General features: G+C 52.4%; 13 protein-coding genes and 1 pseudogene. 7 read left to right on the forward strand and 7 right to left on the reverse strand.

The features are described from left to right. Nucleotides 1–40: 40 nt before the first annotated feature. Nucleotides 41–217 (forward strand): hypothetical protein, encoded by a 177-nt coding sequence (locus MVK60_RS09735; protein ID WP_297438854.1) that lies wholly within the window; start codon nucleotides 41–43, stop codon nucleotides 215–217. Between the two features lie 42 nt (nucleotides 218–259). Then, nucleotides 260–1,981: a glutamate--tRNA ligase gene (locus MVK60_RS09740; protein WP_297438856.1), complete on the forward strand. Its 1,722-nt coding sequence runs from the start codon at nucleotides 260–262 to the stop codon at nucleotides 1,979–1,981. An 88-nt stretch (nucleotides 1,982–2,069) separates the two neighbouring features. Here the strand turns inward: MVK60_RS09740 and MVK60_RS09745 are convergent, their stop codons facing one another. The 3 genes from MVK60_RS09745 to MVK60_RS09755 all read right to left on the reverse strand — a co-directional run bounded on the left by MVK60_RS09745 (nucleotide 2,070) and on the right by MVK60_RS09755 (nucleotide 7,965). Next, nucleotides 2,070–3,362: a sodium-dependent transporter gene (locus MVK60_RS09745; RefSeq protein WP_297438858.1), complete on the reverse strand. Its 1,293-nt coding sequence runs from the start codon at nucleotides 3,360–3,362 to the stop codon at nucleotides 2,070–2,072. 124 nt (nucleotides 3,363–3,486) lie between these two features. After that, on the reverse strand, nucleotides 3,487–5,988 hold the full coding sequence (malP, locus tag MVK60_RS09750; RefSeq protein ID WP_297438926.1) for a maltodextrin phosphorylase: 2,502 nt from the start codon (nucleotides 5,986–5,988) through the stop codon (nucleotides 3,487–3,489). 102 nt (nucleotides 5,989–6,090) lie between these two features. Beyond that, nucleotides 6,091–7,965 (reverse strand): phosphoenolpyruvate carboxykinase (GTP), encoded by a 1,875-nt coding sequence (locus tag MVK60_RS09755; protein WP_297438860.1) that lies wholly within the window; start codon nucleotides 7,963–7,965, stop codon nucleotides 6,091–6,093. Between the two features lie 244 nt (nucleotides 7,966–8,209). On the opposite strand from MVK60_RS09755, the gene MVK60_RS09760 reads away from it, so the two are divergent. From MVK60_RS09760 to MVK60_RS09775, 4 genes are all read left to right on the forward strand, one after another. Beyond that, nucleotides 8,210–8,914, forward strand: coding sequence for a phospho-sugar mutase (locus MVK60_RS09760; RefSeq protein WP_297438862.1), 705 nt, complete (start codon nucleotides 8,210–8,212; stop codon nucleotides 8,912–8,914). Nucleotides 8,915–9,015: 101 nt separating this feature from the next. Continuing rightward, the gene (gene tmk, locus MVK60_RS09765; RefSeq protein WP_297438928.1) at nucleotides 9,016–9,633 is read left to right on the forward strand and encodes a dTMP kinase; all 618 of its coding nucleotides are present in this window, start codon (nucleotides 9,016–9,018) and stop codon (nucleotides 9,631–9,633) included. Between the two features lie 306 nt (nucleotides 9,634–9,939). Further along, complete coding sequence (locus tag MVK60_RS09770; protein ID WP_297438864.1) at nucleotides 9,940–10,824, forward strand: ABC transporter ATP-binding protein; 885 nt, start codon at nucleotides 9,940–9,942, stop codon at nucleotides 10,822–10,824. After that, complete coding sequence (locus tag MVK60_RS09775; protein WP_297438866.1) at nucleotides 10,821–12,023, forward strand: ABC transporter permease; 1,203 nt, start codon at nucleotides 10,821–10,823, stop codon at nucleotides 12,021–12,023. Before MVK60_RS09770 ends, MVK60_RS09775 begins: the two co-directional genes overlap by 4 nt. Here the strand turns inward: MVK60_RS09775 and MVK60_RS09780 are convergent. After that, nucleotides 11,993–12,595, reverse strand: a pseudogene (locus tag MVK60_RS09780) (DUF2334 domain-containing protein); the annotation flags it as partial. The gene MVK60_RS09775 and the pseudogene MVK60_RS09780 overlap by 31 nt on opposite strands. A 95-nt stretch (nucleotides 12,596–12,690) precedes the next feature. Between MVK60_RS09780 and MVK60_RS09785 the strand changes: the two are divergent. Then, nucleotides 12,691–14,079 (forward strand): hypothetical protein, encoded by a 1,389-nt coding sequence (locus tag MVK60_RS09785; RefSeq protein WP_297438867.1) that lies wholly within the window; start codon nucleotides 12,691–12,693, stop codon nucleotides 14,077–14,079. Between the two features lie 89 nt (nucleotides 14,080–14,168). Here the strand turns inward: MVK60_RS09785 and MVK60_RS09790 are convergent, their stop codons facing one another. Genes MVK60_RS09790 through MVK60_RS09800 form a run of 3 tightly spaced genes read right to left on the reverse strand, consistent with a single transcriptional unit; the run spans nucleotide 14,169 to nucleotide 16,572 of the window. After that, nucleotides 14,169–14,360 carry a hypothetical protein gene (locus tag MVK60_RS09790; protein ID WP_297438869.1) on the reverse strand — a complete coding sequence of 64 codons (192 nt, stop codon included), beginning with the start codon at nucleotides 14,358–14,360 and terminating at the stop codon, nucleotides 14,169–14,171. Nucleotides 14,361–14,397: 37 nt separating this feature from the next. Then, entirely contained in the window at nucleotides 14,398–15,270 is an 873-nt protein-coding gene (locus MVK60_RS09795; protein ID WP_297438871.1) for an alpha/beta fold hydrolase, read from the reverse strand. Nucleotides 15,271–15,276: 6 nt separating this feature from the next. Then, complete coding sequence (locus MVK60_RS09800) at nucleotides 15,277–16,572, reverse strand: MFS transporter (RefSeq protein ID WP_297438872.1); 1,296 nt, start codon at nucleotides 16,570–16,572, stop codon at nucleotides 15,277–15,279. Between the last annotated feature and the right edge of the window lie 156 nt (nucleotides 16,573–16,728).

Below are 16,728 nucleotides of genomic sequence, written 5' to 3' on the forward strand. Positions count from 1 at the left end.
TCTTAAACTTCCAGAGTAACAACTTATCCGGTGCATCTACGTGGGGATTAAAGTCGCACTTCTGGGTATCGGTCTGCTGCTGTGGGGAATTCTACTAGCTATTACGGGTTTTGGAACGGCAGGCCTCATCTCAGGAGGTGTTGGTATTGTCCTTGTGTTCTACGAGGCCGTGAGGTGGGACGAAGGGAGCGAGGAGATATACAAAGACCAAGACTAAACTTTATAACGTCCCCCCATCTTCTTTTCCCGGTGGTGAAAAATGGAGACAGAGATGGTTATCTGGAAATACGCGCTCATCAACGCATACAGGCACGGAGGAAAGGCAAACCCCAAAGCCGTCATCGGGAAGGCCCTGGGTGAGAACCCCGAGCTCAGGCCAAGGGCAAAGGAGATAATACCCCTCGTGAACGAAATTGTGGAGAAGGTTAACGCGCTCCCCTCTGAGGAGCAGGAGGCCAAGCTGCGGGAGATTTACCCTGAGTTCTTTGATGAGAAGAAGACCAAGACGGAAGAAAAGAAGGGTCTTCCACCGCTCTCCAAAGCGGAAAAAGGAAAGGTCGTTACCCGCTTCGCCCCAAACCCAGATGGTGCCTTCCATCTGGGAAACGCCCGCGCCGCAATTTTGAGCCACGAGTACGCGAGGCTCTACGGCGGCAGGTTCATACTCCGCTTCGACGACACCGATCCGAAGGTCAAGAGACCCGAGCCCAAGTTCTACGAGTGGATCAAGGAGGACCTCGAGTGGCTTGGCTTCAAGGTCGATGAGGTTCACATCGCCAGCGATAGGCTGGAGATATACTACAGGTACGCGGAGGAGCTCATAAAGGGCGGAAAGGCCTACGTCTGCACCTGCCCGCCGGAGAAGTTCCGCGAGCTTCGCGACAGGGGCATCGCCTGTCCGCACAGAGAAGAGCCGCCGGAGGTCCAGCTCGAGCGCTGGAGGAAGATGCTGAACGGAGAGTACCGGGAAGGCGAAGCCGTCGTCAGGATAAAGACTGACCTTAAGCACCCCAACCCCGCCGTCCGCGACTGGCCGGCGCTGAGAATAATCGATAACGCGGACCACCCGCGTGTCGGCGACAGGTACCGTGTCTGGCCGCTCTACAACTTTGCCTCGGCCATAGATGACCACGAACTTGGCGTCACCCACATCTTCCGCGGACAGGAGCACGCGGAGAACGAGACAAGACAGCGCTACCTCTACGACTACTTCGGCTGGGAATACCCGCAGACGGTTCACCACGGAAGGCTCAGCATCGAGGGTGTCATCCTCAGCAAGTCCAAAACCAGAAAGGGAATAGAAGAGGGCAGGTACCTCGGCTGGGACGACCCCAGGCTCGGCACCATAAGGGCCCTCAGGAGGCGCGGCATAAGGCCTGAGGCAATAAGGGAACTCATCATCGAGGTCGGCCTCAAGAGGAGCGACACCACGATAAGCTGGGACAATTTAGCCGCGATAAACAGGAAGATAATCGAGCCGATAGCAAACCGCTACTTCTTCGTCGCTGACCCGATTCCGATGTACATCGAGGGCTATGACGAGGAATTCATTGCCGAGATTCCGCTCCACCCGGACCACCCGGAGAGGGGCGTTAGAAAGCTCAAGTTCGTGCCCGGAAAACCCATCTACGTCTCGAAGGATGACATGGAGCTGTTCAAGCCAGGCAACTTCGTCCGCCTGAAGGACCTCTTCAACGTTGAGATAGTCGAGGTCTCCGATGGGGGCATAAAAGCGAGGTTCCACAGCGTCGACTACGAAGTCGCCAGGGAGAACCGCTGGAGGATGGTTCACTGGATCACCGCTAGGAAGCCCTGTGAGGTCCTTGTCCCGGAGGGGGACGAGCTGGTGGTCAGAAAAGGCATCCTCGAGGGAGACGCTGACGTTAAGGCAGATGACATCGTCCAGTTCGAGCGCTTTGGCTTCGTCAGAATAGACGAGGTAAAAGATGGAAAGGTTCGGGCGATCTTCGCTCACAGATGACACCCATTATTCCTTTGCTTTATAAGGACGTACCCCCACGCGAGCTAAAGGGCGGGACTAAAAACGAAAATTAAAAAGAGAAGGGAAATTACTCAGAAGCTGGGGATGCAACGAGATTGCTGCCGAAGATACCAAAGAGCACGACAACTAAGGCAAGCACAACCGAACCTATGTATATACCGCCCGCTTTACCGACCACGTACAGTGCATAAATACCCCCTATGATAAAGAGTGATATCACCACGGCAGCAACGGCGAGCACCGCAGAGGAGGGCTTTTCTCTGCCCCCGATAACCGGGTAGAGCTCAAAGATCGCGGTGAAGAACGTTGCTATGGTGACGGCCTTCAGTGTCATCTCTGCAAGACTGGCGGGGGAGTCAAGGATCCCAATTGCAAAGGCCGCTAGAGTGATGTAGAGGGCCGCTTTGTTTCTCCCTGTATGCAGGAAAGCCTCCACCGACTGCAGGCCTACCTCTGCGGCTGGCAGGATGCTGGTGAGACCGGCCATGAATATGGACAGTGCGAAGAGGGCAAGCAGAGCCGGGTGCCCAGACAGTATTGTGGGCAGATCCTTCATTAGGTTTATGGCCCCCTCCTCACCACCGTAGACGTACTTGAGGAACCTGGCCGGGGTTGATGGGGCGAGTGCGTAGATAACTATGAACGTTGATACGATGCTGACGATAAACTGGACCAGGATACCAACGCCTATAATGACCTTCGCGTTGAAGCGCTCGTTCATGAAGCTTCCGAGCATCAAATAGAAGGCAAAACCCAGGCCGACACCATAGATCGCCCGTGATGCGGCGTCCTTTATCATGGAAAGGCTGACACCCACGTGAGCAGACATCATGTGCTTACCCATGCCCAGAAAAGTTGCACCCTGGGGAATCTGCATCCTGAAGACTATCGCCGTGAGGAATATCACCACCAGGAAGAACACCGAACCGGTGGCCATCACCAGGAAGGTCTTCTCCTTCGCCCTCGTTATAACCAGGTACACCAGAGCCAGCATCAGAACCTTTGCGATCAGCCTGCCAGCGGCACCGATTCCAACCAGGGGCGCTATAAGGGACAGCATAACGTTGGCCGTGTAATAGGACAGGAAGAGCACTATGGTAACCACTATTGCCATCAACAGGGCTGGCTTCTGAAGGACCTTGTTGTAAAGTTCGGCGAAGTAGTAACCCGATTTCATGACTTTCTCCGCCTCAAGGATTGCCACGTACGTGAACAGCGCCAGGAACACCACGTGCACCGCAAGTCCCGTCACTCCGTACCGAAGCCAGAACTGAGGGAAAAGACCTATACTCCCGATTCCAGTTGCAAAACCTGCAACCAGGAACATTAGGTATATTGACCACTTGTTTATTTCATTCATAATTTCACCCCCAAAGTATAGTCTAAGATAGAGGGAGTTTATCCTTAAAAAATTAACCCATACAACATCAGAAAAAGCTAACAGAACGTTACTTTTGTCCAAAATAGTTAAAAAAAGTGTAAAACTAACCTTTCAGGTCCCGCCATTTGATCAGACCGAGGAGGAACCTATGGGGCAGCTTCTCGTGGTGCGGATAGATCCTAAGGGAACACGACCAGCACGGGTCTCCCAGATGCTTGAGGGCGTTGCCCCGATAGTGGTAAAGCCAGCGACCATTTTCAAGCTTCTCCGGGTGCCGGAGTTCTATTACGTGAGGAGTCTCAATGCCGTAGCCCCCCTTGTACACCCCGCAGTAGAGCTCCAGTTTAACGTCCTCGGGGTTCAAGCCGTCCAGGTACACCGTCGCCTCCAGACCGCTCCTGTCCTCTACGTCCACACTTTCTATAACCACTCCTCCCCAGGATGCAGTCACACGATCCTTCCAGGCCGCTATGTCCTTTGCACCGCGATAATTCTCCCTTGTAAGCCAGATGTGGTTGCTCATGGCCTTTGAGTAGAACTTGTCCATGTACTCCTTCACCATCCGGTGGGTGCTGAAGCGCGGGGCCACACTCTTTATGCTCTCCTTCATCATGTATATCCAGCGTTCGCGGTTGTCGTAGTAAGTTGGGACTACCTCCCGCTCCAAGAGGGTGTAAAGGCTTTCCGCGTCATTGACATCGTCCGCCTCAATCTCAGGTTCGGTGCTCTCGTCACCGATCACCCAGCCGTTCTTGCCGTTGTACCCCTCGACCCACCAGCCGTCGTAGATGCTAACGTTCAGAACACCGTTAAGACCGGCCTTCATGCCGCTTGTTCCACTGGCTTCCATGGGTCTGCGCGGGTTGTTGAGCCACACATCAACGCCAGCCACCATCAGCCTGGCGCTGCCCATGTCGTAGTTCTCCATGACGAATATCTTGCCCCTGAACTCCGGCATCTGGGAGACCTCGTAGACCCTGCGGAGGAACTCCTTGCCGGCCTCGTCGCGCGGGTGGGCCTTCCCACCGAACACAATGTACACCGGTCTATCTGGATCGTTGAGGATCTTCTTCAGCCGCTCAAGGTTGGTCAGCAACAGCGTTGCCCGCTTGTAAGTGGCGAAACGCCTCGCAAACCCAATGATTAAGGCGTTCTCGTCTACGGCGGGTATAGGATCTTCTATCCCCAGTCGTTTATTCCTCTCGATGGCTTTCCTCCTGAGAAGTTCAAGGAACCTCCTCTTGGCCTCCAGGTGGGCCTCCCAGAGCTCTCCGTCCGGTATCCTCTCAACCGCGTACCATATGCCCTCGATGTTGGTGTGCTCACGCCATACCTTCCCTATGTAACGGTCGAAGAGCTTCCTCATCTCGTTGTGGACCCAGGTCATCGTGTGAACGCCGTTTGTGATGCCCTCGATGGGTATCTCGCTTATCGGAACGTCCGGCCAGAGGTCCTTCCACATCCTCTTGCTAACCTCTGCATGAAGCCGGCTGACACCGTTTACGTAGCTGGATGTCCTGATTGCAAGTAGGGTCATGTTTATCTGATCCTTCTCTCTTCCGAGTTCCATGAGCTTTTCATCCTGTCCCTCCAAGAACCTGGCGAGACGCCGTTTGACCTCCCCCACAGGGAACCTGTCGTGACCGGCAGGAACCGGCGTATGGGTCGTGAAAACGGTCGTGCCCCTAACGATGCTCAACGCCTCCGTGAAGGTCAGCCCACCTTCCATGTACCAGACAATCCTCTGAAGGTTGGCGAAGGCTGGGTGTCCCTCATTGAGATGTACAACACTAGGCTCAACCCCCATAGCCCTGAGGAGCCTCATCCCACCAATACCGAGGAGAATCTCCTGCTTTATACGTTTGTCCATTTCAGCGTTGTAGAGGTGATCGCAGATGGTCCTGTCATCGTCCTGGTTCTCAGGTACATCCGTATCGAGAAGGTACAGTTTGATCCTACCAACGTTGACCTCAAAGGCCCTGGCGTAGACAATCCTGCCCTCAATCGGGATCTCCATCAGAAGCTTCTTGCCCTCTCTGTTGAGAACCGGTTTAATGGGCATTTCTTCGGGCCGATACTCCGGGAACACCTCTCTCTGCCTTCCCTCTGCATCAATCTCCTGGCGGAAGTAGCCGTGTTTGTACAGGAGCCCAACGGCTATGAAGGGCAACCCAAGGTCGCTGGCGGTCTTAACGTGGTCACCCGCAAGAATTCCAAGTCCACCTGAGTAAATCGGAAGGCTCCTGCTTATCCCGTATTCCATGCAGAGGTAGACGATCGGTTTGTCCCACTTTGGATAGTTGGTCGAGAACCAGGTGGATTCCGGCTTCATATATCTCTCAAACTGATCCATGACCAGCTCGTAAAGGTTCATGAAGTTGTCGTCCCGCAGGAGTTCAAGGAGACGATCCTCTGGAAGGTCCAGAAGGAGCTTGACCGGGTTTTTGTATTCCCTCCAGTGCTCGGGGTCCATGTACTCCCAGAGCTTGGTGGCACGCCTGTTCCAGCTCCACCAGTAATTATAAGCCAGATCCACAAGCCCCCTGAGGGGATGCGGCAGTTTCATCTTGATCGCATCGTACACGCCGGTATCGGTTTCCGCCATTGGGATCACCTGTATCATTATGGGTGATACTAAAATGGAACCGTCCTTAAAAAGCCTTGCCGCTCGTCAGATGACGAAAGTGAGAGTAGATAGAAAGGGCCATCAGGCACCTTCAAGAACGAAAGGACTGATGTAGTCACCGTGCCTCTCCCTGGCCTCAAGGAGGCGTTTCCTTTCCTCTTCAAGGATGGTGAACAGCTCCTCTGGAACGTTATCGAGCTCTCTGTAGATTCTCTCGATGCGGTCTATCTTGGCTAGAAGCTCAGGGACTCGTATGGTGAACTGCTTCTCGTAGGCCTCCCTGCTGTAATCTTTGTTAAGAACCTCCTTGAAGAGTCTCCTGAGGTCCTCGTACTTCGGAACGTAACCTATCGGGGTCTCTACCGCACCAACGTCGCCGTGAACACGGAGCTCCATCCACTTGAGCCATACCCCTTTGTCCAGCTTGTGGTTGAGCCAGTTGCCGTTTTCGTCGCGGAGGAAATAGTTCACGGCGAATACCTTCGGTGTCCGCCTAACCCTCCCCTCGAAGTCTAGGTAGTTCCTTATGTAGTCACCGAGGTGAACGCTCATGAAGTCCAGAATGGCCATCGGATTGAAGGCACGAACCCCCTCTTTGCCGAGGGTTGCCGCCGTGGTCTCGCTCTCAAGTGAGGCACCCATAGTTACCACGCCGTGCTTCCAGTCGAAGGCCTCCCTGACCGGTGGCCAGGTGTCCTTGTCGCGACCGCCGAAAATCATTCCACCTATTTCGACGCCGCAGGGGTTCTCCAAGGCCTCAACGTCGGCGTTTGGGAAATGTTCGAGCGAAACGGTGAAGCGCGCGTTCTTGTGGCTCGGGGGTATCTCATTTCCTTCCGCATCTTTCTTACCCTTCCACCACTTCCCGCTGTGGTTCTCCCCCTCGTCTGGAATCTTAATCCCCATCTCGTTCCAGTAGGGCTTGCCGTCCTTGACGAGAACGTTAGAGAAGATTATCTCGACGGGGGAATGGAGTATACCCCATATTATCGGGTCATCCTCCGGGTTGACACCCTGAATGATGCCGAAGACACCCTTCTCGACGTTGGCACCCCTGGCGACGCCGTTGACGGGCAGGATGAAGCTCAGATCGTCACCAACGATGTTTTCCCAGCTTATCATGGCTGTGGAAGTCTTCCCACACATGCTCGGGTAAGCACCGGTGAAGTAGGTTTTCCTGCCGTTCGGACCGTTCACACGCATCAGGAACATGTGTTCGCTGAGCCAGCCCTCCCTGACGGCCCTGTTAATTGTGAGACGAAAAGCCGGCTTCTTGAGGCCTATAGTGTTCCCACCATACTGGGTGTTGACGGAGTAGACAGTCTCGTCCTCCAAGTCTATGTAGACCCTCCTTCTATCGAGGTTCTTGCTGGTTTTTCTCCCGTCGAGCTTGCCCTCGCTGTGGACGAATCGGAAGAACCTCGCGCTCCTTCCCAGCCTTCTAAACTCCTCATAGCCCTTCCGATACAGGAGAAACTCCGAGTGGGCGACATAGGCGGAATCTGTGAGCTGAACTGCTGGAATAGAAAATACCGAATTCCTTGGTCCAAGGACAAAAAAACACACAAAGAGTTCCTTGTCCACCATTATACCTTTCATGAGCTCCTTTATCTCCCTAAGTCCCTCCTCCCTGCCCTTAGTGTTGAGGTACGGGAGTGGTTCTCCACCGGGTGTCAGGATAGCCGTGTTGGCCTTATCTCTGGCCTGATCGTAGTAGTTGTCGTAGTGGACAGTGTGGTTAGGTGTTTCAAGGAGCTTTTCCTCCCCGTAGTAGAGGGCCTTCCACTTAACGTACTCCTCATCCTCCGCACTGTCTGTGCAGACGAAGACCCTGCTAGGTCCGAGCCATTCAATCCACTCCGCCAAGAAAGTGTGAAGCTCGGGGTTGTCTATCGCCTTTATCTTCTCAAATTGCGCCTCGTCCAGGAGATTCTTAAGCCTCTCAAGAGGTTCCATGTTACCGCCTCCGCTAAGCCTAGGTCGATGTATTAAAATAGTTTGCCGTGATAACAATGGACATCCATGGACCTAAATGGCCATCTCACGAGACCACCCGACCGATGCCAAAGGCTAAAGGGTCATGAATGCACTGATTTATCCACAAGAGCGCAAAAGATATTAATAGGAAGAGCCCTAAAGAAAAGATGAACTGGCACAATCTTTAAACACTAACGGTGATACATTGATGGAGGTGCAGTGAATGGAGGTATATTACTCAGAGCGTTTCAACCCCGAAGAACTGGCACTTCTGGGGCGGGCTATAGGAACCGTTTCCCACGGCACGATAATCGTTGGGAGAGATGGGCGGGCTATATCAAGGTATGGGAAACGTGCGATGGTGGTCGGTATAGTGAGCACCGGTTCAACCATAATGGACGTTCGTCTGATCCCCCTGATAGCACTCAAAGACTTCGCTCACAGAAAAGGGCTTCCCCTGGCGTACGTCTACTACGACGGAGGTATCAGGGTGTTCGTGAGTGGCATTGACAGCGATGAGATAGACGCCATACTTGAAAGCAGGAGTTTCATAGAGGCGCATCCCAACGACATAGGGGCGACGGTCTACTATCCCAACGCCATGGACGACTTCATCCACGAACTGCTCAAGCACTACAACTTTAAAATGAAGGGAAAAGCCCTCGTTGATGCCATGAACACCCCCGCAGTCCTCTTCTTCCCAAGGCTAAACGAGCACCTGGGGTTTGAGGTTGAGCTGCTGAACGATATGATGACGAGCTATATACCACCGAAGCCGAAGCAGGTGTTTCTGCAGAAGATGCACAAGGGTGACTACAGTCTCGGACTGCGGTTCAGACCGGATGGGATAGTGGAACTGCACAGAGAGGGCGGGGAAGAAGAGTTCGGGAGCATGTGGGCGCTGATCGACCGCCTAAAGAAGCTCTAGACCTCTTGTTTATTTAAACCCCCTAAAATTTTTAATGGAAAAGCATTAAAAAGGAGCCCGTTTAATAACTCCGATTCCTTTTGGGGGTGGCATCTGTGGGAATGTTCATTGTGATGGAAGGCATCGATGGGGCAGGTAAATCAACTCAGGCAAGACTTCTGGCAGAATGGTTTGAGGAACAGGGGTATGAAACAGTTTTAACCAAGGAACCCACTGACACCGCCTTCGGAAAATTAATAAGGCGGCTTGTACTAACCGGGGGACGAGAGGGGATAATCGACGGTGCTCGAATAAGTCACGAAGCTGAGGCCCTCCTTTTTGCCGCCGACAGGGCGGAGCACGTTCACAAACTGATAAAACCCTCGGTGGAATCCGGTAAGGTTGTGATCTCGGACCGTTATTTTTACTCCTCGCTCGCATACCAGTGGGCGAGGGGCCTGGACCTAGAATGGCTGGTGGATCTGAACCGGTTTGCGATTCGCCCGGACCTCACCGTACTGCTCGACCTCCCCGTTAAGGAGAGCATGAAGCGAATAAACGGCAGGAGCATAAAGACAGAATTCGATAAGATAGCGGAGCTTCAAAAGAAGGTTAGGGAGAACTACCTACAGCTTGCAAAACGCTTTCCAGAGGTTAGGATAGTCAACGCCTTAGCGGACGTAGAGGACATACACAACGACATAGTGGCACTGGTTGAGCATGAGGTTCTCAAAAAATAACGGGGTCGGCCAGTGCCAGTCTCTTCATCCGGTAGCTATCAGACCGGTAAACGTTCTTCATCCCCCACCCCTCATTCGTCGGTTGCTTTTTAAAAGGTTCCCACGAAAGGTATCCGGCCGATGACGAGCGTTAGCCACGCTGAGCGGTGAGGAGAAGAGGGGTAGCGGAGGCCTCAAATTGAAATTTTTGGAGGGTGTTGACCTTCAAAAAACCGAAACAAAATGTCGCCAAAGGGAGGTACTCTGAACCTCAGAATTCCATGGGGGTTTAAATGCCCAACACCGCCTTCACCAGTGGGTGGTGAGATGAAGGCACTGATGGTCAAAAACCTGAGTAAGAGCTACGGCGAGATCGAAGTCCTGAAAGGAATAACCCTTGAGGTTGAGGAGGGGGAGGTCTTCGCGCTCCTCGGGCCGAACGGGGCCGGAAAAACGACCCTCATCCGGATCCTGGCCGAGGGGCTTGGGTACGACTCCGGTGAGGTCCTCGTTTTTGAAAGGCCTATTTCAAAGGAAACTTCGGCACTTGTGGGATACGTCCCACAGGAGAGCATAGCCTACGACGTTCTAACAGTCAGAGAAAACCTCAGATTTTACGCTGATCTCTACGACGCCCCACAGACGGGAATCGATGAGCTGGTCGAAGAGTTCAACCTCCCAGAGGGAAAGAAAGCTAAGGAATTAAGCGGTGGGCAGAGGAAAAAGCTCAACCTGGCCATAGCGCTCCTTCACGAGCCCAGGATTCTAATCCTCGACGAACCCTCAAACGGCCTCGACGTTCCAGCTAGGAGGGAACTGTGGGAGATAATCCTCGGCTTCAAGAGAGCCGGGAGGACGGTAATTATAGCGACCCACTACATGGAGGAGGCAGAGAGACTGGCCGACAGGGTGGCCATAATGGACGGGGGGAACGTCATAGCGGTTGGAACCGTCAAGGGGCTCAAAGAGCTGGTTGGGGATGGAAGCGTCATCCACGTTGAGGGCGTTCTGAGGGTTGAGGGGCTACCGGAGAGCGTTGAGGTTCTCGAAAACGCAGAGGGTTTAAGACTCAGAGTGAACGACCCTCGGCAGGAACTTCCCGGGATAATAGAAGCCCTTGTGAAAGCGGGGAGCAGAATTAAGCTCCTCAGGATTGAAGAGCCGACACTTGAAGATGTCTTCGTGAAACTGACTGGGAGGGAATTGGAATGAAGCTCCGGGCCATTAATGGGATCCTCTGGAAGGACCTGAAGGAGATAAGCAGGGAGAAAATGACGGTCTTCTGGCTCCTCGTCTTTCCGATGATGTGGCTCCTCATCATGGGCGGAATCTGGGGACATACAAGCCCACCTGTGACGATCAAGGCTGGGGTCGTTCCACAGGATGAGGGGGCACTGGATGTTGTGACGTACATGTCCAACGTTACCCTCAACGGGAGACACCTCTTCAAAGTCACCACATTCGATGGGGAGAATAAAGCCATCAAAACCCTCAAATCTGGAGGGCTCGATGCGGTGATAATCTTTCCCAAAGGGTTCGGGAGGAACTTAACGGCGGGCCTATCGACGAGGGTCATAGTTTACTACGACAGGAGCGATCCGCAGGAGTATCAAATAGCTAGGGGTGCCGTTGACGGCTTTTTCTCGGGCTTCTCCGGGGAGGTGGGGAGTGAACGGATGAAAGCCCTCGCAGAAACCCTAAAGAACATCCTCCCGGAGAACGTCTCCATAAGGATCGTGCCCCTTGTTGAGGGGACTGCGAAGCCGGTGTCGGTCGAGGAGAAAACCGTGAGCGGGAAAAATACCCAGCCGGTTCTCTTCTTCCTTGCAGGCGTCATGGGGATACAGTTCCTCTTCGCGACTATGAGCCTCATAGGAAACGGTACGCTGAGGGAAGTTGAGAAGGGAACTTTAAGGAGAATAGCAGCATCACCCGCGACGGCCTGGGATTTCCTCCTCGGGAAGTTCCTCTCGACAACGGTTGTAATCTTCGGGAGCATAATCGGCCTTATAATCCTCTCCAGGTTGGTTTTTGGAGCCACAATCTGGCCAAGTCCCCTAGGCTGGGCCTTCTTGCTCACGGCCGGTTTCTTCTCGATGGGACTCGGACTGGCCATAGCCATGGCAACGAGGAGCATAAGAACCACGAGCGCGGCCATAAACCTAATCTCCTGGCCCCTGATGTTCCTGGCGGGGATAGTCGTTCCACCGAGTACGCTTCCCGACTGGGCGGGGCCCTTCGTGAACTACTTCCCGGTTGGGAGAGCCCTTAAAGACTTTCGCCTGCTCGAGATTTACCACGTCTCCCCCGCGAGCGTTGCCGGGGATCTGATATCCCTCGCGGGGACGAGCCTAGCGGTTATCCTCGTGGCGATAGCGGTCTACGGATGGACGGTCAAGCAGCTCGAATGAGCCTCCCCCTCTTTTACAAACATCAAAAATTCCTTCAGGAAGAGCATCCCTGCTCCACTGTTAACCGCCTTTGGGTGCACTGAGAGGTAGAAAGTACCCCTCGTGTTTTTGAAGTCCCATTCGGCCCTCCACAGCTCCACGGGAAGCTTCCAGTAGGGGAGATACCAGGTGTACTCATGGTTTGAAATCGTGTACTCCATGCCATTCGGCAGGTAGAGCCTGGTACCGTTGATGACGGTGAGGTTACTGGTAAGGAGAACCTCCAGTGCTCCTCTGGATATCGCGTACCTGGGCGGTATGAAGAGCTTTGGAGGACTCAGGTTCGCCGAGGTCATCAACCTAAGGGCCATTTCAAGCCGATATCTGACCTCAACGGGACTGCAGTAGAACTCCCTACCCGTGTGAGTATAAGCGTGGAGCTCTATATGATACCCTTCTTTCTCCATGGTTTTGAGGTACGCCAAAAACTGGGGATATTCCGTTATAGGATGCCTGCCGGCGTGGTCCATGATCAGAAACAGGTAAGTCTCGTTTTGGAAGCCGTACTCCGATATAACATCAGTTATCTCACGAAGATTGTCGGAGTAAAATCACTATAGAATATAAAAAACTTATAAGGATTAAATTCCTATATTTCAATATCAAAACATCGTAAGGAGGCTCCACAATGTGGAGGAAGGTGCTTGGGCTGATGCTGGTTTTAGTGGTTGGAACGGCACTCGCTCAGACAGCCTCAGATTATTTAAGCGTCGAGCGGGTTAACGTTCAGGGAAATGCAAAAGTCTTTATTTTCCAGCCGCGACCGGAAGGGGGAATTAAACTCCTAAAACAAGGCTCCGTCATGGGGATTTTATCATTACAGACTGAAACAAAAACCTGGGAAAGTGTTCTTAAAGGAGAAGGGCTGAAAGCACCGCCAACGCCCGTAGCAATTTACTTTACAAAGGATGGGAAGATTGGAATCAAAAGCATAATCAAAGACAGACCTCTGCAGCTTGAAGGCATGGTAAGCATTGAGAAGGTTTTTAAGCCATCACAAAAGCCGCAACTGGAAATTCCCATAATTCTAAGAATAAGGAATACGATGAAATCGCTCCTCACGGGCAGCTCGTGTCCAAATGGCTATGAGGAGCTCAATTCCAGATACTGCATAATAGAGAACTGGGAGTATTTAAAGGACTCTTATTATGCCGATTCAAAAACATTCACTGAGTATGTGCCCTTCATGGGGATGAAAGTCAGAACAGAAAGTTATAAGACAATTGATAAGATGGGAGCTTCATGGGGAATACAGCTGACCTCAAACACGAGAGCAATGTGGACTTTTAACCTTGATGGGGTACCGGTTATTGATTTTGGAAACTCTTACGGGAGCTCAACACTGAGAGTAAGCTACGCTCCAAGCCCGAGCATTCCAACCGACAACGGCTACCTTGACAGGTACATAAACCTGCCTTTAAAATACGTCATCGCAACGTATAACATTCCAGTTTACGACAAATGGAACCAACAGTATGGTACAATCCCAATTACAAGCGTTTATCCTGTACAGGTGATGCTGACCGGGAACTACAATCTCGATGAAAACAATGTGAACAGCGGATTACTGCTGACGGATTACCTTTTATCCTCCCACTTCCCAACCAGAGAAACAACAACAGAAGAAGAAGTGGTGAGAACTGATGGCGATGGGACATACAACAATATAGTATTTGATTTCCAGGGCTCGTTTGGTTATGATTTTTACTCGACTCCCCTTGGAGGCAGCGGTTTCAACTGGATATGGAGTAAAATTCCGGTAGTTGGAGCACTCTCAATAACCTTTGGTTACTCAGAAGGCTCAGAATCGGTAATAGCCTATAATGTAGATATTGTCCATGGAGCACCCAACCAGTACTACTACGTGACAGTTATTAAGAGAAACATAAATCTTGTGGACTCTAATAATGTTGATGTAGGGATGTACTTCACCACGGTAGATGATGGACTTGGTTCATCTCCCCCATGTATTGGAAACATCTGTCCAACCTCCATCGGGAGAGACAACACCAAGTGATATAAGTGAAGGCTATGAGGAAGCGGGACATTCTGTTTTTATTTTTTAGGTTAGTTTATTCAATTTAGTTACCCGGCAAATTCTCTAGTTCAGAGGAGGGGATTATGGGTTCCAGGAAAAGTAAAAGATGACCCCGTCGACAGTAGAACGGAAACATCGGGACTCACGGAGGTGCCTCCGCTTGAAACCTCCCACGAAGGGGGGCAGATCAGAGTCGAGTGAACGGTGAGGACCAGAAGGAGAACCGCACCCACGGCAGCAACCGCAGTCTTTATCTTCACGGGCCACCATCTTCAGTAAAATAAAAAATTAAAAAGGTTACGATATCCAGCGTTCAAGGAATGCCTTAACCCGTGATTTCCACTCGTCCGGGTGGAACTTCAGGGTTCTGACGTGGGGTGCGTCGGTGACCCAGAGTTCAACGTTTGGGTTCGCTTCCCTGTTCCGCTCGTAGAACTCTTTGGCCTCCTCTGGCTTGACAAGGGGATCCTTCTCACCCGCTATGAGGAGTAGGGGTTTATTGACGTTATCGGCGTACTCCAGCATGTTGAGTTCCCTGGCTCCGCTGAAAAGCTTCATAAACGGCTTGGCAAAGTGGTAGAGCCACTCCGGCAGGTTGGCGAAGTACTTCAGACCCCTGGCCCCCGTCCTGTCCAAGTACATGGGGGGGCTATCGGCAACACCGCAGCAGGCCCTGTCATCCTCCGCAAGCACCCTTATGGTCAGCATAGCTCCCATTGAGAACCCGATGAAGGCAATCCGCCTGGAGTGCTCCGGCTGCTGGACCTTCAGCCAGTCCAGCGCGGAGAGAACGTCGACAATCTCGTCGATGCCTACGGTCGTGTATTTACCCTCGCTCTCCCCGTGTGCGCGGAAGTCAAAGGTAAGGACGTTGTAGCCCTCCTTAAGGAGGAACTCAGTGGTTTCCTTCATGTAGACGTCGTCCCATCTGCTTCTGGTGTATCCGTGCAGGGGAATCACGGTTTTGTCGCTTCCGTTGGGAATCCACCATCCGCTGAGCTTCAGCCCGTCCCGAGTTTTGATAGTTACTTCCTCGTAATCGTAGCCGAGGTCTCTGGGGGTCCATCCGCCAAGAACGCGGGGGGGCTTAATCATTTTATAAGCTATGAAGGCTGTGAATCCCAGGAACAGGACAACGATTAGAATAAAGAAAAAAAGCACCCATCCCATTCCAGATCACTCTCCCGTGGAAGCTTTTACCACGTCAAGGTGCTTCATGCTCCAGATAAGCGGCAGGGCCACGAGGACGAATATGGCTCCTACGGGGAAGAGAATCTTATAGTTGCCGCCGGCGAGCTGTACTATACCACCTCCCACCAGACCCGCTATAAGGATCGGGAAAGACTTGGTGGCTTCAAAGAATCCATAGTAGCGGCCGTTGAAGGCCTCCTTCTCGTATTTGGTTAGGAGATCGCCTATAACCGGCCAGGAAGTGGCCATGAGCATTCCCCAGCCGATGCCCGCAAATCCTATGAGAGCGGTTACCTGAAGCTTGGTGCTGATGAACCAGCCGAAGATGAAGGGTATCAGGAACATGATGCCGCCTAGGATTATCGATTTTCTCCTGCCGATCTTATCGTACAGGGGGCCGCCGACAACAGCACCGATTAGCACCGTGATGTTGAAGAGCGCCATGATAGCGTTTCCAAGGGCCGTGACGTTTTTCGTACCAAGCACCGATTCCAGAATCCCAAAGAGGAACACCGCTATGAACTCAAAGCTGAGCCACCAGAGCATCTGGGCAACGTAGAAGCTCAGGAAATCCCTGTCAGAGATTATGGCGCGCAGATAGTCCCAGAGGTTTTCCTCGGGGAGTTCCCCCTCAACGGTGGGTTCCCGAATGCGGAGATAGACGTAGAGGGCAGATCCAATAAGGAACACGGCAACGACGATAAACGGAATCCACAGGTAGCCCGCATTCGCCATAGCCTTGATCCCGTTGTTTACCCCCGTAACCTTCGTGGCCTTTGCGGCCAGTATTGCTATCATCCCGAAGAGGAACAGGTTCCCCATCCACTCGAAAAGCGTTATCACGCCGCTGGCCTTTCCGCGCTCACCGCTCCTTATAACATCCGGCATTAACGAGCGGTACTGGGCCACGAAGAAGTACATGAAGAAATAGAACATGCTCAGCACGATCGCAAAGGCCAAAAGGCGTATCTTGGCAACGTAGCTCAGGTAGATAACCAGAGCGGTGAGACCAGCGAATACCCCTCCGACAAGGATAAACGGGGTTCTCCTGCCCCGTCCTGACGAGCGAATATCACTGTAATAACCCATCAACGGGGGCACTATCAATCCCATGAGTCCCTGGAGTGACAGCACCGCACCTATCACCGCTGGTGCGTTCGTGTAGCCATTCTGGAGCAATTTAAAGGTCAGTCCCTTGTTTATTGCCCACCCTGTGCTCATACTGAAGCCCAAAAGGGCCAAACTCAGTATCATTCCCCAGCTGAACTTTCGGTCTCCCATCTGAACCACCTATTTACACTATATAGTCTATGTAGTCAGTAGCGGAGTTATGAACCGTGGCTTTTTTACTCTTTCGGTTTACCTTATTTTAACGGGATGCGTATATCCATGGCAATCGCAAGAATTGCCATATCGATGAAGGGTAGCGGACACAAA

This window comes from Thermococcus sp. (genome assembly GCF_026988555.1).
Lineage (GTDB): Archaea > Methanobacteriota_B > Thermococci > Thermococcales > Thermococcaceae > Thermococcus.

Bases quoted from the DNA above. Each gene is read 5' to 3' on its own strand.
- MVK60_RS09740 (WP_297438856.1), top strand. From the start codon at position 260: ATGGAGACAGAGATGGTTATCTGGAAATACGCGCTCATCAACGCATAC.
- MVK60_RS09745 (WP_297438858.1), bottom strand. From the start codon at position 3,362: ATGAATGAAATAAACAAGTGGTCAATATACCTAATGTTCCTGGTTGCA.
- malP (WP_297438926.1), bottom strand. From the start codon at position 5,988: ATGGCGGAAACCGATACCGGCGTGTACGATGCGATCAAGATGAAACTG.
- MVK60_RS09755 (WP_297438860.1), bottom strand. From the start codon at position 7,965: ATGGAACCTCTTGAGAGGCTTAAGAATCTCCTGGACGAGGCGCAATTT.
- MVK60_RS09760 (WP_297438862.1), top strand. From the start codon at position 8,210: ATGGAGGTATATTACTCAGAGCGTTTCAACCCCGAAGAACTGGCACTT.
- tmk (WP_297438928.1), top strand. From the start codon at position 9,016: ATGTTCATTGTGATGGAAGGCATCGATGGGGCAGGTAAATCAACTCAG.
- MVK60_RS09770 (WP_297438864.1), top strand. From the start codon at position 9,940: ATGAAGGCACTGATGGTCAAAAACCTGAGTAAGAGCTACGGCGAGATC.
- MVK60_RS09775 (WP_297438866.1), top strand. From the start codon at position 10,821: ATGAAGCTCCGGGCCATTAATGGGATCCTCTGGAAGGACCTGAAGGAG.
- MVK60_RS09785 (WP_297438867.1), top strand. From the start codon at position 12,691: ATGTGGAGGAAGGTGCTTGGGCTGATGCTGGTTTTAGTGGTTGGAACG.
- MVK60_RS09795 (WP_297438871.1), bottom strand. From the start codon at position 15,270: ATGGGATGGGTGCTTTTTTTCTTTATTCTAATCGTTGTCCTGTTCCTG.
- MVK60_RS09800 (WP_297438872.1), bottom strand. From the start codon at position 16,572: ATGGGAGACCGAAAGTTCAGCTGGGGAATGATACTGAGTTTGGCCCTT.